The organism is Hyphomicrobium denitrificans 1NES1, assembly GCF_000230975.2.
GTDB classification, from domain to species: Bacteria; Pseudomonadota; Alphaproteobacteria; order Rhizobiales; family Hyphomicrobiaceae; genus Hyphomicrobium_B; species Hyphomicrobium_B denitrificans_A.
The window spans coordinates 507164-528091 of the sequence record NC_021172.1 but is presented as its reverse complement, the minus strand read 5'-3'; the positions used below and the strand labels follow the sequence as shown (position 1 = coordinate 528091).

General features: G+C 58.7%; 18 protein-coding genes. 5 read left to right on the top strand and 13 right to left on the bottom strand.

All coding sequences use genetic code 11. The features are described 5' to 3' along the window. Positions 1-19: 19 nt before the first annotated feature. From HYPDE_RS02495 to HYPDE_RS02485, 3 genes are all read right to left on the bottom strand, one after another. Complete coding sequence (locus tag HYPDE_RS02495) at positions 20-1003, bottom strand: SLBB domain-containing protein (protein ID WP_244437757.1); 984 nt, start codon at positions 1001-1003, stop codon at positions 20-22. Between the two features lie 929 nt (positions 1004-1932). Continuing rightward, a complete protein-coding gene (locus tag HYPDE_RS02490) occupies positions 1933-3240 on the bottom strand; it encodes an MFS transporter (protein WP_041319840.1) in 1308 nt (435 codons plus the stop codon). Between the two features lie 482 nt (positions 3241-3722). Beyond that, the gene (locus HYPDE_RS02485) at positions 3723-4703 is read right to left on the bottom strand and encodes a catalase family peroxidase (RefSeq protein WP_015596755.1); all 981 of its coding nucleotides are present in this window, start codon (positions 4701-4703) and stop codon (positions 3723-3725) included. Positions 4704-4871: 168 nt separating this feature from the next. Here HYPDE_RS02485 and HYPDE_RS02480 point away from each other — a divergent pair, with 168 nt between their 5' ends. The 5 genes from HYPDE_RS02480 to HYPDE_RS18615 all read left to right on the top strand — a co-directional run bounded on the left by HYPDE_RS02480 (position 4872) and on the right by HYPDE_RS18615 (position 8493). Beyond that, positions 4872-5462: a sigma-70 family RNA polymerase sigma factor gene (locus HYPDE_RS02480; protein ID WP_015596754.1), complete on the top strand. Its 591-nt coding sequence runs from the start codon at positions 4872-4874 to the stop codon at positions 5460-5462. A 3-nt stretch (positions 5463-5465) separates the two neighbouring features. Next, entirely contained in the window at positions 5466-5675 is a 210-nt protein-coding gene (locus tag HYPDE_RS02475; RefSeq protein WP_015596753.1) for a hypothetical protein, read from the top strand. 191 nt (positions 5676-5866) lie between these two features. Continuing rightward, complete coding sequence (locus HYPDE_RS02470) at positions 5867-6994, top strand: DUF2778 domain-containing protein (protein WP_041319837.1); 1128 nt, start codon at positions 5867-5869, stop codon at positions 6992-6994. A gap of 168 nt (positions 6995-7162) precedes the next feature. Beyond that, complete coding sequence (msrB, locus tag HYPDE_RS02465) at positions 7163-7609, top strand: peptide-methionine (R)-S-oxide reductase MsrB (RefSeq protein WP_015596751.1); 447 nt, start codon at positions 7163-7165, stop codon at positions 7607-7609. Positions 7610-7659: 50 nt separating this feature from the next. Beyond that, positions 7660-8493 carry a DNA-3-methyladenine glycosylase family protein gene (locus HYPDE_RS18615; protein ID WP_015596750.1) on the top strand — a complete coding sequence of 278 codons (834 nt, stop codon included), beginning with the start codon at positions 7660-7662 and terminating at the stop codon, positions 8491-8493. Here the strand turns inward: HYPDE_RS18615 and HYPDE_RS02455 are convergent. The 10 genes from HYPDE_RS02455 to HYPDE_RS02405 form a co-directional block, all read right to left on the bottom strand. Continuing rightward, positions 8393-9136, bottom strand: a complete 744-nt coding sequence (locus tag HYPDE_RS02455; RefSeq protein WP_015596749.1) for a HugZ family protein — start codon at positions 9134-9136, stop codon at positions 8393-8395. The two genes, HYPDE_RS18615 and HYPDE_RS02455, sit on opposite strands and share 101 nt — an antisense overlap. A gap of 145 nt (positions 9137-9281) precedes the next feature. After that, positions 9282-9437 carry a cbb3-type cytochrome oxidase assembly protein CcoS gene (gene ccoS, locus HYPDE_RS02450; RefSeq protein ID WP_015596748.1) on the bottom strand — a complete coding sequence of 52 codons (156 nt, stop codon included), beginning with the start codon at positions 9435-9437 and terminating at the stop codon, positions 9282-9284. Then, positions 9437-11719, bottom strand: a complete 2283-nt coding sequence (locus HYPDE_RS02445; RefSeq protein WP_081625067.1) for a cation-translocating P-type ATPase — start codon at positions 11717-11719, stop codon at positions 9437-9439. Before HYPDE_RS02445 ends, ccoS begins: the two co-directional genes overlap by 1 nt. A gap of 98 nt (positions 11720-11817) precedes the next feature. Next, positions 11818-12603, bottom strand: a complete 786-nt coding sequence (locus tag HYPDE_RS02440; protein WP_015596746.1) for a DUF2189 domain-containing protein — start codon at positions 12601-12603, stop codon at positions 11818-11820. A 233-nt stretch (positions 12604-12836) separates the two neighbouring features. Further along, entirely contained in the window at positions 12837-13718 is an 882-nt protein-coding gene (gene ccoP, locus HYPDE_RS02430; protein WP_015596745.1) for a cytochrome-c oxidase, cbb3-type subunit III, read from the bottom strand. Then, entirely contained in the window at positions 13709-13879 is a 171-nt protein-coding gene (locus HYPDE_RS02425) for a cbb3-type cytochrome c oxidase subunit 3 (protein WP_015596744.1), read from the bottom strand. The genes ccoP and HYPDE_RS02425 overlap by 10 nt, the downstream gene beginning before the upstream one ends. Positions 13880-13881: 2 nt before the next feature. Continuing rightward, positions 13882-14613, bottom strand: coding sequence for a cytochrome-c oxidase, cbb3-type subunit II (gene ccoO / locus HYPDE_RS02420; RefSeq protein ID WP_015596743.1), 732 nt, complete (start codon positions 14611-14613; stop codon positions 13882-13884). Positions 14614-14617: 4 nt separating this feature from the next. After that, positions 14618-16276 carry a cytochrome-c oxidase, cbb3-type subunit I gene (gene ccoN / locus HYPDE_RS02415; protein ID WP_015596742.1) on the bottom strand — a complete coding sequence of 553 codons (1659 nt, stop codon included), beginning with the start codon at positions 16274-16276 and terminating at the stop codon, positions 14618-14620. A gap of 264 nt (positions 16277-16540) precedes the next feature. Next, positions 16541-17638, bottom strand: coding sequence for a glycoside hydrolase family 3 N-terminal domain-containing protein (locus HYPDE_RS02410; RefSeq protein WP_015596741.1), 1098 nt, complete (start codon positions 17636-17638; stop codon positions 16541-16543). A 229-nt stretch (positions 17639-17867) separates the two neighbouring features. Continuing rightward, on the bottom strand, positions 17868-20564 hold the full coding sequence (locus HYPDE_RS02405; RefSeq protein ID WP_015596739.1) for a TonB-dependent receptor: 2697 nt from the start codon (positions 20562-20564) through the stop codon (positions 17868-17870). Between the last annotated feature and the right edge of the window lie 364 nt (positions 20565-20928).

Here is a 20928-nt window from a genome sequence, read left to right as displayed (position 1 = left end):
CTGAGGCCGCAGGATGCGGCTACTGGGAGAAACCTTGGAATGCCGTCTGCCGCAGAAGATTATCGCTTTTTGAAATAAAAACGATAGGAAAAGCCATGCGTTCCGTATGCCCCAGAATTTCTGCGTCGACGCGCAGATTGCTGTGATGCGCGGGAAGCGCCATACGATCCCAGTCGCCTGGCACGAAGCTGTGCAGACTCTCGCCTGCCCTGATGCCGCCGGCTAATGCAATGAGGTCGTGAATGGTGCTGAAGACCGGTGCCTTGTAGATCCCGGGCCGTGAAACGCAGCCGACCAATGCATAAAGCGTCTGCGGGCCGTCTGGCATATCGGCATCGAGCGCATCGCCCGTCGCAACGATCTCGGGGACCCACGAGAGAAATTCCGGATCGGCAATCAGCGCAGAAACGCTTGGTTCTTTGGTGTTCGACGAAAGACAGATTTGCCTCAAGCTCTGCTGTTCCGATTGACTGTCTGCATCGATCAGCGTGAACTGAAAATTCGATCCCAATCCACGGTCGCGCAAAAACAGAAACTCCTTATAGAACTTGCGGCACGCAGTTTCGTGCCTGCGTGTATAATAAAGGACGATCTCGGACGCCCCGAGCGCATGTGATACGATCAACAATCCTTCGAGCACCCGATGTGGAAATCGGCTCAAGAAGAAAGATTGCGCCATCTCTCCCGGCCGATCTTCATCGATAAGCATCACGACTTTAATGGTTGTACTCCGCGCACGAAGCTCTCTGATCCTCGTGCCGAAGGGCGCTTCCGCCTTCTCAAAGAGGCGAACCGCCGTCGAAGATAAAGCGCAAACGACGCTTTCGAGACTTCGCCGCTTTGCCAGACAGCTTTTCAATACGCCGTAGCCACCCGAAGCGCAGTAGTGCTCGAATCCCACTTCACCGGCGAAGTCCGATACGTCTTCCGCCCCCGAATGCACGCGGCCGTCCTGTACGATGGCAGGAGCACGCCAACATTGGGCCAAACATGTCTCGCGCATGATCGCATCGCCGCGAATGAGTCCGGATTCCACGAGGGATTGGCAAAATTCTTCTGCCCCCGAGAGTGCGCACGTGAGGCCGACGCAAACACGAGCATGGTCCTCGTCAGGCTCGCAAAGATTATTGTCGGGGAGGCAATCGTCGCTCTCTTCGCGAAGCACGGAGACGAAATCGGCATCAGAAATATAGCCGCGGTACTTCTGAACCGCTCTGAGCCAGCCAGAGAGACATGACTGCCTATTCAATTTCGCTGCAGCCTCTGCTGAGAGGCCGACTGGCTACGGCGCGAGCAAGTCCCGCTTTCGTGGAAGGCTTCACCGATTGCGAAATCAGAAAAAGACGGCTGAGAGCGGCCGCCCTCAGCCGAGTTAGGCGCACAGTGGGAAAAGGGCTGTGTGTGCGCCTGAAGGACTAGTGGAACACAACGATCCCCCTCAACGCGAATTTCGGCCAGGACGATCGAGGAGGAACACGCTCGCCCTGGCCATTCGCCACCGGAACGCGCCGAGACCAGGCTCAATGGTTCCTCGACGCATGCCGCGATGAACTCCGATGCCTCTCGATCGCCCGCAGGCCTTCGAGCACTTGAAAAAGCGCATCGAACGGAACCTGCTTTTGAAGTGCTCAACATGCCGAGCCACAAGCAATCAGCGACAACTACCTGTCGCACTATTATGGCCGTTTACAGGAGTGCAAGTAAAAAAACTTTCCGACAGAGAAATTAATTTGCGCCTGTGTGCTTCTTCACGACGCCCCATAAGCTGTCCATTATGGACCTCGGCTCGTATAACCGAATTCCTGCCCCTCCGACCGAAATTGGTCTGCAATGGTCCGAGGTGGGAAATTTCCTGACGCGCGTTCAGTAAATGCCAACGCGCCTTTTCTAGGCCCAGAGCCGATGCAGAGGCGATACGGACTTTGCAGACGATCAGCCAGGCTGCTCTTGCGAGATCAGAGATGTCGCCTTGAGATCGCGCGCATGCCGACTGATCCCCCAGAGCGCCAGGAATGTGATGATTGAAGCCGCCGTGAGATAAAATCCGACGGCTTGAATTCCGAATTTCGTCGCAAGCATCGTGGCAACGTAGGGAGCAAGAGACGCACCGAATATTCCGGCGAGATTGAAGGCGAGTGAAGCACCTGTATAGCGCACGCCGACGGGAAATGGCTCCGAAAGCGCCGTGCCAAGCGGACCGTAGGTGAAGCCCATCAGCGCCAGACCGAGAATCATGAATGCGACTACCGCGCCAACACTGCCGGAGCCAAAAAGCGGCTCGAACAAAAGCCCGAAAATGCCGATGAGCGCCGTCGTCCAAAGCAGGACAGTCTGCCGGCCGATACGATCAGCGAACCATGCGGAAAGCGGAATCGTCAGGCCGAAGAAGATAACGCCGATCATCTGAATCGGCAGGAACTGCTCTCGCGTGAAGCCGAGGTCGCCGATCCCCCAACTCAGCGCAAAGACCGTCATCAGATAAAACAGAACGAACGTCGCCAACGCGCCGAATGTACCCAGAATAAGCAGCCAGAGGTGGCGCGAAAACACGGTTGCCAACGGCACGCGTACCCGCTCGTTCCTTTCGATGGCTGTCTTGAACGCCGGTGTTTCCGAGATGCGGAGACGCACATAGAGCCCGACGAACACGAGGATTGCGCTGGCTATGAACGGAATCCGCCAGCCGAAGGAGAGGAACTGCTGATCGCTCAGAAGCTCGGTGATTGCGAGAAAAACGCCCGTCGAGCAGAGGAAGCCGATGGGTGCACCAAGCTGCGGAAACATTCCGAACCACGCCTTCTTGGCTTTCGGCGCATTCTCCGTCGCTAGCAGCACCGCCCCGCCCCATTCGCCGCCGAGACCCAGTCCCTGGAAGAACCGACACATCGCAAGCAGGAATGGCGCCCAGATACCGGCCGTCGCATATGTCGGCAGAAGCCCGATCGTAATGGTCGCCAGACCCATCGTCAGGAGCGCGGCAACAAGCGTCGCCTTACGACCAACCCGATCGCCAAAATGCCCGAACAGGACGGCACCGACGGGGCGCGCAAAGAAAGCGATCGAAAATGTTGCGAAAGACTGGAGTGTCGCAGTGGTCGCGTCGGCGCCTGGAAAAAACAATTGCGGGAAAACAAGTACCGCAGCGGTAGCATAGATATAAAAATCAAAGAACTCGATCGTCGTTCCCGCGAGGCTTGCAATCAGCACGCGGCGCGTCGAGACATTCTCTGATCTGGTCAAAAGGCCACCCGATGATGTTTGGCGAAATGTGATTCGGCTGCCGAAATATTCCAGTCCGCAAGAGGCTCCGCAAGCGGAACCGACACCCTGAGCCCGCCTGAGCCGCGGTATGGGCGCCGGCGCTCGACTTTCGAGGCCGTCCCTGCTCCGCTGCGCACGGCTACACCTGATCGCGCGAAGGCCGTAGAAGACTACGCAAAGGCGTTCTGCTCCTGCAGCCCGCAGAACTTTCAGGAGCAAGTCAGGCAGCGCTCGGGTTTAACGACGCCGAAAGCCAGCTGCAATTCGCACGCTGTCCGATAGGCATGCTCTGAGTTGCTACAGAGCTTGAATGTAGAAAGTCACGAACCGGTACGAGCGTGGCTCGCCCTGGCATCCCGCGATATTCAGGAAGAAAATGGAGAGAGGCGATGTCTCTGCTGCCTCTCTCCACGGCGCGGGGTGCTATCTTCGGCGCAATAGCCTCCCGCCTTCTCGTCAGCTCAAGGATGTCTGCGCGCGAAGGACACGGCATACGTGGCTGCACGATCCGCAACCATCGGATCGGCCGCCTCTATCCCAGCTGGAACTGCGTTGGGCATGAAGACGAGCTGCGGATTTGCAGCGTCGTCCCCCGCACTCGCCGTGAGCGAGATCGTCCCAAGCGAAACCGTCTTGCGATCGGCCGGCCACGCGATCGATGGATCATCGACCTTGTCGCCGGCATCGGCGATCTGGGCGACAAGATTGAAAGTCACCGGACCTTGGCCGACGCGCTTCTTGATTTCATCGCTCAAATAGGAAGCCGTCGCCGTCTTCGCGTCAGCCTCGCTCAGATAGTGCTCACCCCCGAACGGCACGATTTGGTATCGTACGAACGTCGCCTTGCCGTCCTTGTTCGTGAATTTGAAGGCGTTGACACCATAGTACGGGAGACTGGCGTAGCTCACCGGGTTGGGCTTGGCTGCGGTCAGAAACGCCTTGGCAATGGGATGATCACCCAGGAACTTATCGAGCGGTGTGGGTTTCGGCGTATCGGGCTTGCTCGTACCAAGCGCAACGAGAAGCTGACGGAACTCGTTGGTCGTGGCGACTGGAAAGCCGTTGAAGGAATGCGCGACGATGTCCGTTTCCGAACCGTCCGCCAGCTTGAACTTGACCGCCATACCGCGCGGACTGGCTAAGCCATCGTTGTCGGCAATCGTCGGAATGCCGGCAAAATTTGAAAAGCGGACCGTAACGGGTACGCTCGCCCCGGTTTGCAAATGCGGCGCCGTCGACAACGCTGCGGCTTCGGGCGATGCAGTAAACGTTCCGGTCAGAACCGTTCCCTTGGCATGAACGGCACGAGCACCCTGGTGGACGCCAAAAACGCCATTGAGCGCATCGATCACCGCGTCGGGAGTAGCCTCTTCCGCATTGGTCGTGATCGCAAGCAAAGAGATCGCGGTGGCAATCAGCACGGGAATCGCAGCTTCTTTCATAACCGTTCTCCAGTCGTTAGACGCCTCGAACTATGGAATGCGGACACACGCCCACCGGTCGCGACGGCCCGATGAGATCCCGCGCTCACGTAGATGTGCCTTTGGTTTGGTGATTAGTCGGGCGAGAACAGCCGGACGTTACGCCTTGCTCGGACGAATTTTATCGACATGGACACCCGCATTCGAAAAACGATCGCCGAGGAAGCTGCCGAATACCGGCCTCTCCTCTATCGGATGGCTCTGACGCAGCTCAGGAACACGGCGGCGGCCGAGGACGCGACGCAGGAAACGCTGCTCGCGGCTATCGAGAAGGCCGAAAGCTTCGAGCGGCGCTCAAGCTTACGGACGTGGCTGTTCTCGATCCTGAGATTCAAGATATTGGACGTCATGCGCGACCAGTCCAAGGCACGAAGGCGCGATAGCGAGCTACCGGTCGAGCATTCGGTCTCTGACGACTATGATGTCGGCACGTTCGACACGCTGTTCGATGAAAGCGGCTGCTGGGTCGACGCGAAGGATGTCTGGACAAACCCCTACACCGTCGCGGAGCGCGACGCCTTCTTCAGGGTTCTGGAAGCGTGCATGACTCGCCTGCCGGCGAGAACATCGCGCGCGTTCCTGATGCGGGAGTGGCTCGAATTGGACCCTCCCGAAATTTGCCGGGAGCTTGAGATCTCACACGGCAACCTGCGCATTCTGCTTTACAGAGCCCGTATGCAGCTGCGGCTTTGCCTTGATCTGCATTGGGAGCGAGACTGATAGATGGCGAATCCGATTACCTGCAAAGACACCACTTGGCTCGTCAGCGAATCCCGCGAACGGGCACTTTCGAAGGAAGAGCTGGAGGACCTGGAACGACACATCGCCGAATGCTCCTTTTGCAAGGGCGCGAGCACGCAGTTTGCCGTATTGTTCAAACAGCTCGACAATTATCTGGGAAACAGCAAAGCCGAAAAAGACAATTCCGGCTGACCGGATGCCGTTCGCAACACCCCTTTTTTCCTGCCGCCCGAGATAAGGGATTGAGCAATCGGCCCGATTTGAAAACCCGCCACGCCTCGCTCTTGCCCAGACTCATACATTAAGAGTAGCGAGTGGATCGGGCGGGTGCCGTTACCCAGCGCCGAGAAAATTGCTTCGTCGAACGGCGGCGGCGGAACCAAGTGACCGACAAACCTAAAATAGCTCTATCGAGAACAATACTCCTCGCCGTCGCGAGCCTTTTGCTGCTGCCGTCATATTCCGGCGAGGCACAGCAGCCTGCCAATCCCGCTGAAGCGGCTGGCCAGATCGCCGATTTCTTCGGCAAGGTCGGCGATCAAATCTACGAGAATTGTATATTCGAACTATCGGACGAACAGATCGAGGTTCAGCACGCCCTCGTCGACGCGTACATAGAGCATGGTGCGAGCGGCGCCGCCGCAAGAAAGCTCGCCGCGAATCAAATCCAGCCTCCGAAGCTGTCGGTGGAATGCGAGCAGATCCGGAACATGCCGAGATTGGCGCCGCCGCCCCCGCCCACGGAAGCGGCTACACCGCCTGCCGCCTGGGAGCCGAAGATCGCGGCCGCGCCGAAGCCGAAAGCGCCACCCACACCGCCGGCGCGGGCCATCAGCCTTGCAAGCAAAAAAGTTCTGCCTCAATGGGACTGCGCCGAGGGCGTCGACTATGTAACCATTCAGCATAAGGGTTATCTCAGAAAGCTGACGGGCGGTGAGATCTGCAATCCGTTCCAGGATGTTGTGCATGAAGTTCCAGCCGCAGTCGGAAACTTCCGGCTAGGCTACACGATAAAAACCGGACGCCTCTTTGTCATCACCGAGGGAGGAGCGCGCGGCCAAACGATCGCCTGGGCAATCTCCGGCCGCGAAGTCTGCAGGAATAATCCAGACCCTGACTGCCTCGCAACGCGGGCCGTCGGACCTCTGCCACCCGGTGAATATGCATTCTCGGCGAACAAGGATCAGCGCATAACCTGGGGCCCAACGATCAAGCGCTATGTCGTCGGCATCTACCTGAAAAAGTTATGGGGCAAAGAGCGATTTACGCCTCAGCAAACGGCCGCCATTCTCGCCCGGGGCAACATCGCGATTCATGAACGCCTGAAGGGCGAAATGTCGGAAGCCTGTCTGGGTCTCGAACCCAACGGCTGGGCCTATGTCGCCTCGTTGATCAAGAATGCTCGCGCAACGGGGCTTAACGTCTACATCGACGAACCCTATCCGCAGGTTGCGGAAAATCCTCCGGTTGTCGTTGCGTCCTCGTTCTCGCTGACCTCCCTTTTCAAATAATTCTACCGGCATGCGACTTGGCCTAAAATCGCGCTGACGACGCCTGAAGCGCAGCGTCGATCTGCCGTAAGCGCGTTATGTAACAAAGGCGCCTGGCAGATCGAAAAATCCGCAGGATGCGGACCGGCGCGAAAGATGCGGACCGGGGCGAAAATGGAGCAATGCAAAATGAAGTACACCAGGGATCAGGAAGCCATCGCACGTCTCTCGCCGGAGCAATATCGCGTGACGCAGGAGAGCGGCACCGAGCGGCCGGGCACCGGCGAATATTTGCACAACAAGGAGCCAGGCATCTACGTCGATGTCGTGTCGGGCGAGCCGCTTTTTGCATCCTCCGACAAATACGAATCCGGCTGTGGCTGGCCAAGCTTCACCAAGCCCATCGTCCCCGCACACATTAGCGAAAAGCGCGACACGACGCACGGCATGGTGCGGACTGAGGTCCGCTCAGCGCACGGCGACAGCCATCTCGGGCACGTCTTCCCGGATGGCCCTCGCGACAAAGGCGGACTTCGCTACTGCATCAATTCGGCATCGCTCCGCTTCATCCATCGCGACGACATGGAAGCGCAAGGCTACGGCGCTTACCTTGATCAGGTGAAGGATGTCCGATAACCAGGATGCCTTAGTAATTTTGATCGACGAGCCATCTAAGCAAGCCTGCCGTGAAAGAGGCTGGCCTCTTGAAGAACCGCCCGATTTATCATCTCGACACGCAAGCCGATCTGGAACGCGCCGTAAGGAAGCTCGTACGGGGCGACCCCCGCCTTCGGCCCATCCTGCAGCAGGCCGGCATGCCTGGCCTCCGGCGGCGGCCGGCAGGTTTCGCCGGACTGGCCGCGATTGTCGTTGGGCAACAGCTGTCGATCGCTAGCGCGTCCTCGATCTGGTCGCGGCTGGAGGTTGCTTTTGACCCTTTTCACCATGACGCACTGCTTCGCTCCCGAGCGGACAAGCTCGCTCGCCTGGGACTGTCGGCCGCCAAGATCAAGACGCTCAAGCACATCGCACAAGAAATTGCGGAAGAGCGGCTGAACCTCGATGCGCTTGCAGATCTCGGTGCGGACGAAGCGCATCGCACCCTGACCTCCCTGCACGGGGTCGGGCCATGGACCGCCGATATCTACCTCTTGTTTTGTCTCGGCCATGGCGATGCCTGGCCGGCGGGAGACCTTGCCGTGCAGGAAGCCATGCGGATCGGACTTAATCTAACGTCGCGCCCGACCGCCAAGGAAATGAGCCCGTTGGCGGAAGATTGGCGGCCGCTCAGAGGCGTCGCGGCACATCTCTGGTGGGCGTACTATAAGGTTGCGCGTAAACGCGACGGCGCCCCCGTCCCCGAAGCAATCATGAGCGTCGACACGGCCTTGCCGACGTCCGATCGGCGCGCAAATCAGCTCAATCCTTCTTCGCAAGCGCAACGAGAACAGGTCTCAGATCCTGTGCCGACTGCAAGGGAGCGTCGAACCACAAGCGAGCGACATCGTCACCGGACGTGAGGTCCAAACCCTCGGGATCGAGAGCCGCAAGCTTCCAACCCGAATGTTTTGCGCCTGCTTGCTGAGCGTATTTCTCGACTGCCTCCGCATGATCCGCATTCATATGCGAGATCGCGCCCTCCTCCATATCGACGAGCCCTTCGACTCCTTCGAGCGGCGTTGCGAGATCGCTGATCTTCGGCGCGAAGGCTTTGCCGAAGCCGGCATTGAGTGACGCACGCGTCGTTTTGAATCTCCAGAATGCGAAATCCGGAAAGTCCGCATAAAGCGAACCTTTGGGGTGGCGGCTGAGATAGCGTCGCCTGATATGGTCGCGCTCGCGCCCCGGCTGCACCACTTCTGCCGTGCCGATCAGCGTGATGCGCGGATGCGCGAGTGGATCGCCCTTGCCCGGCTCGCCGATGAGCAGCGAGCACCTCGGATTGTTTTCGAGGTTGGTGAAATGTCCCGACAACCGCGATATCAGAAAAATCGGCGCACCGTCCATCGCGGTCGCTAGACTGACGCGCGATACGAAGGGCGAGCCATCGGTGGGGTCGATCGTTCCCAACGCCGCCTGCCGTGCCGTGCGAATCAGCGTCTTGCTGAGCCGCCGTGCAGTATCGTCGACAGGCTGGATAACGTCTTTCTTTTCTGCTGCCATTTCTGCCTCTGCCAAGAGCAACTACTGGCTTCGAAACCCCTGCCCGGCTATGTCGAAATTGACCGCTAAGCGCAAGGGTTATATCGGCAAAGTGCGTTGAGAGCGGCGACAGCGCCATCTGCCCGGCAGCCCGATTTCGGCAGACTTACTTTAGTGGGCGGTCCTCGTCATCGAAGAGAATGCGTTCGGCGGCGCCGTCGAGGTCTTCGTACTGGCCGCTGCCGAGCGCCCACATGAACGCTCCGAGCGCGAGCGCACCGAGAACCAAAGCAATCGGGACCAGATATAGAAAATCGAGCATCACGCGCTCCTGGCCACAGGCCGCAGCCGCGGAAGTATGTCCCAAGTCTTGGCGTCAAAGTACCCCAGCCGGCCGCCATCACGCAAGCGCAGGGCATTGGCCACGACTAACAGCGATGACAGCGACATTGCAATGGCTGCAACGAGCGGCGTTACGAAGCCCGCAATCGCAATGGGCACGGCGCAAAGATTATAGATCACCGCCAATGCAAGATTCTGATATACGAGCTTGCGCGCCGAAAGTGCGATACGAAAAGCTTGCGGCACGGCCATCAGGCTTTCGTGAAGGAAAACGAGGTCGGCCGCGTTCCGTCCGATGTCTGCCGCCGACGCTGGCGCCATCGACGCATGCGCCGCAACAAGCGCCGGCGCATCGTTGAGCCCATCGCCCACCATCAGGACCTTTCGACCGGAGTCTTGCAGACTGCCAATGTGAGCGACCTTTCCATCGGGCCGAACATCGGAAGAAAAGGCGATGCCCAGCGATTCAGCGACGCGCCGGACCGTTTCGGCCCGATCACCCGATAAGATCTCGATGGCAATACCGGATTGCTTCAGTTCCTGAAGAGTTTCGGCGGCTCCGTCGCGGAGCGGATCACTGAATTCGAACGCCCCCAGAAGTTTGCCATCCTTCGACAGAACGACGTTCGAGCTATGGCGCCCGGCGCCGGCCTCGACACGCTCTGCAACAGCCCACGACGGTCGACCGAGCCGATACACATGCTCACCGATATGAGCTTCGAGCCCTGCGCCGGAAACTTCGGTTATGCGAGCGTCGTCGAGCAAAGAGACATCGGTGCCATCTGCAAAGGCTGCCAGAGCACGCGCATACGGATGCTGCGAATGCACTGCAATTCTGGCCGCGAGAGCCATAATGGCAGGTTCGAGCGTTTCGCCGTTCAACAGGCGCGGCGCACCAAGCGTCAGCGTACCGGTTTTGTCTAATACGACGGTGTCGATTTCCGCCAGCCTTTCAAGCGCACCGCCATCCTTGAGCAATATTCCCTTCTCGAACAGCCTCCGTGCGGCCACGACTTGCACCATCGGAACCGCAAGCCCCAGCGCGCAGGGGCAGGTAATGATGAGAACGGCAATGGCGACTGTAATCGCCCGGTGCACGTCCCCAGTCGCAATCATCCATCCCACAAACGTCAGAAAAGCAGCGGTGTGTACGGCCGGTGCATAGAGCTGCGCCGCACGGTCTGAAATCCTTCTGAATCCGGAGCGCCCGGCTTCCGCCGCCTCCATCATCCTGACCATTTCGGCAAGAAAGGAGTCCTTCGCATCCGACATGGCCTCTATCGTCAGCGGCCCGGTCAAATTCATCGTTCCCGCCTGCAGCAGCATTCCAGCCGACGCTGGCCGCGGCAGACTTTCACCCGTGACGAGCGAGCAATCGAGATTCGATTGGCCCGAAATGACGCGCGCATCGACGGGTATGCGTTCGCCCGCTGACAATTGGATAGTCATGCCCGGCTTGAGATCATCGACAGGCGTGTAGACACGCGTCCCGTCGGGACGAAGAACAAGCGCACCCCGGGCCGCAAGATTAGCCAAGCCGGTAACGGCGGTCCGCGCTCGTTCACGCATCAAATGATCGAGCGTCCGCCCGATCAGCAAAAAAAACAAAAGAGACGCCGCAGCATCGAAATAAGCGTGCGAACCATGATGGATCGTCTCGTAAAGGCTCAATCCAAATGCAAGCAGGACACCGATCGAGATCGGCACGTCCATGTTGGTATGGCCGCGCCGGAGCGCGCCCCATGCCGAGCGGAAAAATATGCGGCCGGAATAAACGAGCGCCGGCACCGCGATCGCGGCGGAAATCCAGTGAAACAGGTCTCGCGTCGCAGGATCGGCGCCCGTCCAGACCGAAACGGACAGCATCATGATATTGCCGGCGGCGAAACCCGCGATGGCAAGCGCGCGCAAGAGTTCGGAAAACGTGTGATCCTTTGCATCCGCCTTGGCATCGGTGAGATGCGCCTCAAAACCGAGACTGTGCAATGTTTCGACGAGCGGCGGAGGCACCCCCTCATCCTGCCAGCGAACCGTGACGCGCTTGCTTGTGAGGTTGACCCGAGCTTCCGACACGCCGGGCAGCTTCGCCAGACCCTTTTCGACCTTCTGCATGCAGCCGCCGCAATGCATCGTCGGGACTGAGATCTCGACCTGCCTGAAGCCGTCCTTGAGAACGCGGCTTGCGAGCCGCAACTCGTCGGCCCTCACTCGACCGCCATTGGCCGCCGTAGAGAATGCCTTTTCGGCAAAGCCCGAAGCCATTGCAATTTCCAGTTCAGTCGTTCGACGTCTCATCGCCACTGCCGCTTGTCATATTCCTCGCCGCCCGGATCGACGGAGCCTGAGCGAAGATCACGGAGCTACGGCTTGACGGTCGCGTAGGCGTGCCAGGTCCCATGCCCGAGCACCGGAAACACGATGATCAAACCGAGGAATCCCGTCGCCACACTCAACGCGACGAGAACGAGCATGATCGCACCCCACGTCAGCATGAGCGGCAGATTGTTCCACACCAATGCCAAACTCGTACCCATCGCCGTCAACGCATCGACGCGCCGGTCAAGCAGCATCGGCACCGAGAAGGCGCTGATGGCGAACGAGAAGCCACCGAAAAGCGCGCCGATTGCGCACCCGACTACAAGCATCGCCCAGCCGGTTGGCGTCGTGACCAGCATCTCGGAGATATGGTCCAGGCCGGGAAACGGACGCATGCCGAAAAACAACGCGTAAATGATGACCGCTGCGCGCATCCAAAGCAGCATGAGCAGACAAAGCAGCGCGCCGATGAACAGAACCTGTGCACCCGATTTCGGATGCACAAAGATCATCCGGCTGAGACTGACCGGCTCACCTGCAGCGATCCGGCGGCTTTTCTCATAAAGACCGATCGCCAGGACCGGCCCCACGACCAAAAAGCCCGCGAGCGCCGGAAAGAGGATGTAATCATGGCCGTAAAAGAACATGCCGCCGACGATGACGAGCGATAACAAAAAGATCAGCACCCCATAGGCGAGGCTCGGGGCGGGATACGTCCAGAAATCGCGCCAGCCTTTCGCCAGCCAGCGAAACGCCATCGATGGAGCAAGATCGCGTTTCCACCTCTCCTCGTGCGCCAGCGGTGGGCGGACTGCCGGAATAATTACCATTGTCACCTCTCTACCTGCAGGGCGCCTCAGGGTGTGCAGGACGATTGTGCAGCACTGAATGATCCTGACGCTCCACGAGACTCACCAGGACGCAAGTGCGCGACGCAATCCGGTTGCGACGAAAATGCGACGTGCACCAGATTCCAATTCGCAGCCGCAACGAAAACCACTCCCGCGACCACCGAAACCCAGATCATGATGTTGCGTTTCCATTTTTCCATGGCTCGATGACGCTATTCGTGGTCCGGTATTCTCAAATCGGCCACATAAAGTGCCAGGATCTTGCGCTGGACGGAAGAAAGCCGCGCTTCCCAGGTCGGCATGTGCCCCTGCCGGCCGCCCCAGACAGTCGTATAGACCGTCTGAGGATCGCCTCCGTAAATCCAGAACCGATCGGTGAGATTGGGCGCGCCGGTTTCGCTGTTCCCCTTCGCATCGTCTCCATGACAGGACGAGCAATTGTCGGCAAAGATCTTTTGGCCCGCCTTCACGTCGTCGGCCGATGCGTCGCCCGCCCCCGACAAGCTTCGTACGTAGGCAACGACTTTCTCGATATCGTTGCGTTGCAGAATTCCGTCGTGCCCGAACGCAGGCATTTGCGACGTGTGGCTCTCGGGATGCGCCGAATTGATCCCGACTTTGATCGTTTCTGCGATCTGTTCCGGAGACCCGCCCCAGAGCCACGAATTCGTGGTCAGGTTTGGAAAACCCTTGCCGCCCGTTGCATGCCGGCCGTGGCACGCAGCGCAATTATCGCCAAACAGCGCCTTGCCCGTTTCGCGGACGTCATGCATCAACTGCGGATCTTTCTGAATGTCCGCAAAGCTTTCTTTTTCGATGCGATCCGTCCAGGTCGCGCGATCGAGCGCCGCCTGTTTCACGTCCTCGGTCACGAAGAGGCGCTGATCGAATCCCAGCAACCCCTTGGTATAGCTCCTGCCTGTCGGCCACGCAGGCATCAGGATCCAGTAGCCGATGCCGAACAGCACAGCGAGCGAGAGGAAGAAATAGATGACACGCGGAACCGGGGTATTCAGTTCCTTGATGCCGTTCCACTCATGCCCCGTCGTCAGGTAGCCGGTATGAGGATCCCGATCCTTTTCTTCTACCGCCATGGTTTGTCCTCATCGTCAATAATCGCCTCGGCCGCCTTATCGAACTGCTTCTTGTTGGAGGGCCAGTACGCATAAATGAGAACAATCACCGACAGCCCTATCAAGTAGAAGAGGCCGAACGATTTCGAAAACCACACCAGCGTGTCGTGTTGAAAGCCCATGATCATCGCTCCGCAGTAGCAACAGGCTTTTTGGCAGCGTCTGTAAGACGGCCAAGGATCTGAAGATACGCAACGAGCGCGTCCATCTCGGTCAGCTCTTCCGGCTTCCCGTCGAACGGCCGGACCGAAGTCTCCTTACCGTACCGCGTTACGACGCTTTCAGCCTCCTTTGAATCGGGCGCCGCCTGGCCGTGCGCATCCGAGGAGGCATTCGCGATCATGTCCTCGCTGTAGGGAACACCGACGGTGCGAAGGGCCTTCAAGTCTTCTCCGAGATTGTCCGTCTTCAGACGATTGCGTGAAAGCCAGTCATAAGCCGGCATGATGGACTCAGGCACCACGCTTCGCGGATCGACGAGATGCGCAACCTGCCACTCGTCGGAATACTTGCCGCCGACCCGAGCTAGGTCCGGCCCCGTACGCTTGGAGCCCCACAGCATCGGGTGGTCGTACTTCGACTCGACCGCCAGCGAATACGGCCCATAGCGTTCGACTTCGTCGCGCAGCGTCCGGATCATCTGCGAATGGCAGGCGTAGCAGCCTTCCCGCATGTAGATGTTGCGACCCGCGATCTCGAGCGGCGTGTAAACCCGCATATCCGGCGCGTCTTCGACCGTCTGGTGGATGGTGAAGAGTGGCGCGATCTCGACGATGCCGCCGATGCTCGCGACCAGGATGATGCCGACGACCAGACCGATCGCTTTGCGTTCCAGACGATAATGAAAGCCAAACATCGGATTACTCCCCTGCCTGCAGCGCCGGCGTCCTCGCCAGCACAGGATCGGGGAGATCGCCCATGAACTCACCCGCCGCATGCGACGACGTTCGGATCGTCATCCAGATGTTGTAACAGCCGACAAGCGCGCCGATCAGGAAGGACAGGCCGCCGACCGCCCGCGCGATGTAGTAGGGTCGCATCGCGACGAGAGAGTCGACGAAGGAGTAGGCGAGCGTGCCGCTGTCATTGTACGTCCGCCACATCAAGCCTTGCACAATGCCCGAGTTCCACATCGCGAACACGTAGATGACGGTCCCCGCGAGCGCGAGCCAGAAGTGAACTTCAACGAGCTTCCACGAATACATGCCGTCACGTTTCCAAATCCACGGCACCAACGCGTAGAACGAGCCGAACGTGATCATCGCAACCCACCCGAGGGCGCCCGCGTGCACGTGTCCGACGGTCCAATCCGTATAGTGAGATAGCGCGTTCACCGGGCGGATCGCCATGAACGACCCTTCGAAGGTCGAAAGCCCGTAGAAGACGGCGGCAACCATCATGAAGCGCAGCGTCGCGTCGTCACGAACTTTGTCCCACGCGCCATTGAGCGTCATCAGCGCGTTCCCAGCCGAGACCCACGACGGGATGAGCAGCATCAGGGAGAAGGTCATTCCCAGCGTCTGCACCCATTGCGGCAGCGCCGTGTAATGCAGGTGGTGCGAGCCCGCCCACATATAGAAGAAGGTGATGCCCCAGAAGCTGATGATCGACATCCGGTAGGAATAGATCGGCCGGCCAGCGCGCTTCGGCAGGAAGTAGTACATCATGCCGAGAAAGCCCGCGGTCAGGAAGAAGGCGACCGCGTTGTGCCCGTACCACCACTCCGTCATCGCATCCTGGACGCCGGAAAAGAGGGAATAGCTCTTCACGCGCGCAAGCGACGTCGGCACTGCGAGATTGTTGACGATGTGAAGCATCGCCACGACGAGAATGAAGGCCAGGAAGTACCAGTTGGCGACATAGATATGCGGTTCTTTTCGCCGCGCCAGCGTCCTGAGATAAACGAGGAAATACACAACCCAGACGACGACGAGCCAGATGTCCGCGTACCACTCGGGTTCGGCGTACTCTCTTGATTGCGTGACACCCATGAAATAGCCGGTCACGGCAAGCAGGCAGAAGAGGTTGTAGCCGAAAATCACGAACAGCGGGCTGAGCTGATCGGGCAAACGGGCGCGCGACGTCCTTTGCATGACGTAGAAGGAAGTGGCGATAAGAGCATTGCCGCCGAACCCGAAAATGATGCCGGTCGTGTGCACCGGCCGGATGCGGCCGAAACTCGACCACGCCGCATCGAAGGTAAGGTTAGGGTTGACGAGAAGCCAAGCGACCCAGTCACCGACGAAGAGAGCAAACGCCGCCCAGATCATCGCAAGGACGATGCCGGCTTTCGTCGGATCGTCATTATAACGGTCGAAGCGGTCGTCGCCGGGCTCCGGATCGAAAAACCCCGATATGACGAAGATGATGCCGGCGAGCGCATAAAGAAGGACTAGAACGCCGTGCACCCCGAACGGATCGTCACGACCCGCAATCGCCATCGCCAAGCCGACGCCCGACAATGCGAGCAAAATGAGCATCGCGGTTTGACGCTCGAATTTCGTGAGTTGTCCGATCATTCCTGCATGCCCCTTTTACCGCGAAACATCTATCCTAGATGTATCTTTTCCCGCGGAGGCCGACTCCCAAGTCTCGCAACGAACTTATAAACCGCACTCGGTAGAGCCGCAAATCGTTAGATGTGCGCTGCGGTCCGCCGGGTTACCCGGAAAGCAAACGTCGCTGAAAATAGAGAGACTCTTAATCGCAGATTTGGTCCAATCAAATCTTACAAAACGACACAGAGCTTGATCATATTACTCAAGGTCACGGCGGATCCGACTTCAGATGACTTCCGCCGTCTCATCGGAAAACAGCGCGCCCACTTCTGCGTGACGGCGAAAGACATCCTCGGAGAGAGGTGAGACGGCGTTCTGAGGCGTGGCCCTTAGCATCGCCGCGACACGCGCTCTCGAACGATCGAGATCGCGACTCGCAAGCGCGCCCGAACGCCGGGCTTCGATAAGGCGCTCCGCCAATAAACGCGCACGCTCCGTATCTGCCCAGTGCGCGCAGATCATCAGCATGTCGTTGCCCGCCGCCATGAAGTTGACCGCCATCTCGGGATTGTCGAACAAGCGGCTCACCGCGCGCATGCCGACATCGTCCGAGACGATGACGCCCTCGAAGCCCAATTCCTCTCTCAGCAGGCCGTGTGTGATCTTGCGCGATAACGTCGCCGGCCACTCCGGGTCGATCGCTTTGAAAAGAATGTGCGACGTCATGATCATGCCGAAGCTCGCGTCAACTGCGGCCGCGAATGGCAGCAGCTCCCGCCGCCGCAATGCATCAAGGGTGGCGTCGATGACCGGTAGTTCAAGATGTGAATCAACCTGCGTATCGCCATGGCCCGGGAAATGTTTGCCGCACGCACGGACGCCCTCGGCTTCCATCTGCCTGGCGAATGCGAGCGCCTTGGCGACAACCCCTTCGACGGTCGTGTCAAACGATCGCGCCCCAATCACCGGATTTTTGGGATTGCTGTCGATGTCAAGAACGGGCGCAAAACTCAGGTTGACTCCAAGAGACGCGAGTTCGGCGCCCATCGCAGCGCCGACCGCACCGGCGTCCTCTCCCCACGACCGCGCATAATCGTATCTTGTGATCGGCGCGGGCGTTCGACAGACACGGCCGCCTTCGTGATCGATTGCAATGAACAGACGCTCTCGTCCGGTCTCCTCCCGGACGGCGCTGATCAGCTTGGCATGATTGGCGAGCCAAGCTTCATAGGGCAGATCGTGGCAGAAATTACTTTTATAGAGAATGACGCCCGCCGGTCGCAGGTCGCGAAGCAACGCGCGATCCCTAGGGTCAAGCGATGTGGTCGGCCGCAATCCGACGATGAAATGATCGCCTACACTCGCGAGGTCGGTGCTGGACATGCGGGCATCTTCTTAACGGCTGGAGTAACGAGAAATGACACAATGGCACTACGCCCGCATTATGACACATACCGCGTGGCCGCAATAACCCTGCGGCTCCAAGCGACGGCAGCCCGGCATGGGCGCACCGCGTCAGGCGGCAAAAGATACAATGCTTACTGAAATCTACGCAAAAAACGGCGGACCGAAGTCCGCCGTTTTCATAAGCCGGGAAGAAGATCGATAGACTTTAGAACTTCACTTTCACGCCGCCATAAGCAGCGAACGGTATCGCTGGTGTGATCGACCGCTGACGCCCACCATCGTCCGGTTCCTCGAACGTGATCGGCGGGATGTCAGCCGCACCGCCAACGTTGGCGAGTTCGGCATTGTAATAGGTGCCGTAGAGCCCATAATGACGGTCGAAGACGTTCTCGAACAATCCATAAACCTGGATCTGGTCCGTCACATCGTAGGACGTATGGAGATTAAGTCTCGCAAAGCCCGGCAACGGACTATCCTGGTTGGCCTCATCGCCGGTGAAGAACTGGCTGCTGAGTGCGACGAGATCTGAACCGAACTTCCACTTCGGCGTCATCCAATAGTCGAAGCCGACCTTGAAACGATGCCGCGGCGTACCCGGCAGACGGTCGCCAGGGCGCACTTGGACGCAATGCGGGACTTCATCCTCATCGAAATCATCCGGGTCTATTCCTTCGCACACACCCGCGTGCGGATTGTCCGGCGATGACAATTGGATCGAATCGCGGAACGTCGCGTCAAGGAAGGTGTAGTTCGCATAAGCATAGAGCCGGCGCGAGCGGTATTCGACGGCCGCCTCGATTCCTTGGCGCAGCGTATCGCCTGCGTTCAGGAAGTAGCCACGGCCGTTCGAAGTTTCATCCGCGACACTCAGGATATCGTCGGTGTTGAGTGTCCGGAAGACGCCGAGGCTCCAGTTGAGTCGATCCCCTTCCCATCCAAGACCCTGTTCCCCACGGATACCCAGTTCGACCGTCCGCGACACGACCTGATTCAGCGGCGGGTCGGCGGTGAGGAAGCTTTCGATAATGCACGGCAACTCCGGATTGGCACAGGCAAGCTCAGCCGGCGTCGGCGCACGGTTGGCTTCCGAATAGCCGCTATAGAGCGAAAGCCCAGGCGCGAGCTGATAGGTCAGGCCCGCTATGGGGTTGAAGCGGTTGAAGGTGTTGGTGCCGTTGAGTTCTTCCAATTCCTCGTTATCGGTGTTGTTCTTAATCGTAATGCTTGCGTAGTTGAAGCGGCCGCCGACCGTCAACGCCAACCGATCCGTAAGATCGGTTGTATTGATGAAGTAGGCGCCGAAATAGTCGTTGGTCGTCGTCAAATCGCGTGGAGCGGTATCGTCGGACCAGCACTCCGCATCGTCATCGACTACAATCGGACAAGGAACACTGTCATCCGGTGGCGTGCCAAACTTGACTCCGGTACCCCCCACGACGAAGCGCGGCTGGAAGATACCAAGCTCGCTGTTCGCCGTGTAGCCAACATGGCCATGGTCGTAGCTCGTGCCGATCGTGAACTGATTGCGATAGCCGAAGAGACGCGACTTGTCGGTAGCCTGCAGTGCAGTGCCCCAGCTGTCGGCATCCTGCCCGGTACGGTCGACCGAACCGTAGTGGGTGCCGTCAAAATAGTTCACTGTTCCGTTGCTATTGACGACCCCGGGGACATCCGACTCGCTGTAGGCCAAACCGTCTTCGATGCACAGCAACCCGCCGCCACACTCCGTTGCTTCGGCGATATTGCCGTCAACGTGCTTCTGCTTGAACTTGCGGTAATAGGCATTACCCGAGACGGATAACGTCTCGGTCGCCTTCACGGTGCCATTCAACTGATAAAGCTGCAGGATGTTATCCGTCGTCTGAGGCGACGTGAACGTCCGATCCCAGCCTTCTGCAAGCAGTTCCTCAGGCGCTGCAGCGGTTACACCAACGTGGTTGTCGGCACCTGTGAAATTGAAGTGGAACTCTGACCAAGTGTTTTTAAATCCTAGATCCAAATACCCGCGCCGCACTTCGGCATCGGAAAAATCGCGGAAGCCGTCGTCATTGATCGCCTCGAAGGCGCCATAGATCCCGAAGTTGCCAACTTGCTGGCCCGCCTGCGTCGAAACCTGCTTACGTCCGAAGGAGCCGAAGCGCGTGTCGACTTCCGCGCCTTGATAATTGAAGCCGTCTTTCATCTCGATGCTGATCGCACCGCCGAGCGCATTGAGGCCGAAGATCGGGTTACCGCTCATCACCGTGATGTTGTTGATGGCGTTTGACGGCAGGAAGTCCCAGTTGACGATATCGCCGAAGGCTTCGTTGATACGGGTACCGTTCTGATAGACGGCGAGACCCTGCGCGACGCCGTTGACAGGCGAAGCTTCGAAGCCGCGGTATTGAACGTTTGTTTGAAACTGGTTGCCCTGCAGGTCACCCACGATGATACCGGGCACGCGCGCTTGCAGCGCCTCCTGCGGAATAACCGTCTCATCGCGCTTGAAGTCGGTCGTCGTGACTTGCGAAACCGATGCAGGAACTTTCTCGACAGGAAGCGAACTCGCCCCGAACGGTGACATCTTGACGTTTGAGGGAGGCACCTCGGACGTCGACGTTACAGGCGGCGTCGTTGGAGCGGTCTCTGCGACTGGCTGAGGCGCAGCCCGCGGTTTCGGCTTTTTCGCTTGCTTGACCGGCTTCGGCTTGGCTTGCTGCTGAATCACCTTCACTTCCGGAAGACTACCTCCCGAGGTCGCTGGAGCCTGAGCATCTGCCGCGGGCGCTTGATCTGCCGCTACCGACAGATTTTGCGAAGCCCCGGAATTACCGCCCGCATCCTGAGCTACCGCGATCCCCGTCCCATCAAATACTGCAAAAAGTGCAATGGCTGCCGCCGAAGCGAAAAGTTGGCGCCTCATTTCCCTGTATTCCCCATACTCCTGTGTTCCGCATTTGCCTTCCCGAGCAATATTCAGAACACGGACATTTTTCCCAGCGGTCAAACCAGCAACCGCAGCCTCGAGGAAAATGAGCTTTTGAATGGCGGGTCAATCCAAGGCCGAATAGGATTATTTCCCACGTGGGGATTTCATTCCTCAATCGTGACCAAAGCAGCACTAAAGCAGGAATTAATAGGAATAAGCAGACGTATATATCGGGAAGTTTTTCCCCGACTGCTCGCTCATGCAAAAACTAAAGTCGCCTAAGCACGCAACGGAACTGAGTCCATCACCGCAGGCGCCACGCAAATGAGTCTCGCGTGTTGGAGAATAAAAAAGCGCG

Coding starts and splice junctions, on each gene's coding strand:
- HYPDE_RS02495 (WP_244437757.1), bottom strand. CDS start 1,003: ATGCGCGAGACATGTTTGGCCCAATGTTGGCGTGCTCCTGCCATCGTA.
- HYPDE_RS02485 (WP_015596755.1), bottom strand. CDS start 4,703: ATGAAAGAAGCTGCGATTCCCGTGCTGATTGCCACCGCGATCTCTTTG.
- HYPDE_RS02480 (WP_015596754.1), top strand. CDS start 4,872: ATGGACACCCGCATTCGAAAAACGATCGCCGAGGAAGCTGCCGAATAC.
- HYPDE_RS02475 (WP_015596753.1), top strand. CDS start 5,466: ATGGCGAATCCGATTACCTGCAAAGACACCACTTGGCTCGTCAGCGAA.
- msrB (WP_015596751.1), top strand. CDS start 7,163: ATGAAGTACACCAGGGATCAGGAAGCCATCGCACGTCTCTCGCCGGAG.
- HYPDE_RS02455 (WP_015596749.1), bottom strand. CDS start 9,136: ATGGCAGCAGAAAAGAAAGACGTTATCCAGCCTGTCGACGATACTGCA.
- ccoS (WP_015596748.1), bottom strand. CDS start 9,437: ATGCTCGATTTTCTATATCTGGTCCCGATTGCTTTGGTTCTCGGTGCG.
- HYPDE_RS02445 (WP_081625067.1), bottom strand. CDS start 11,719: ATGGCTTCGGGCTTTGCCGAAAAGGCATTCTCTACGGCGGCCAATGGC.
- HYPDE_RS02440 (WP_015596746.1), bottom strand. CDS start 12,603: ATGGTAATTATTCCGGCAGTCCGCCCACCGCTGGCGCACGAGGAGAGG.
- ccoP (WP_015596745.1), bottom strand. CDS start 13,718: ATGGCGGTAGAAGAAAAGGATCGGGATCCTCATACCGGCTACCTGACG.
- HYPDE_RS02425 (WP_015596744.1), bottom strand. CDS start 13,879: ATGGGCTTTCAACACGACACGCTGGTGTGGTTTTCGAAATCGTTCGGC.
- ccoO (WP_015596743.1), bottom strand. CDS start 14,613: ATGTTTGGCTTTCATTATCGTCTGGAACGCAAAGCGATCGGTCTGGTC.
- ccoN (WP_015596742.1), bottom strand. CDS start 16,276: ATGATCGGACAACTCACGAAATTCGAGCGTCAAACCGCGATGCTCATT.
- HYPDE_RS02410 (WP_015596741.1), bottom strand. CDS start 17,638: ATGTCCAGCACCGACCTCGCGAGTGTAGGCGATCATTTCATCGTCGGA.
- HYPDE_RS02405 (WP_015596739.1), bottom strand. CDS start 20,564: ATGAGGCGCCAACTTTTCGCTTCGGCGGCAGCCATTGCACTTTTTGCA.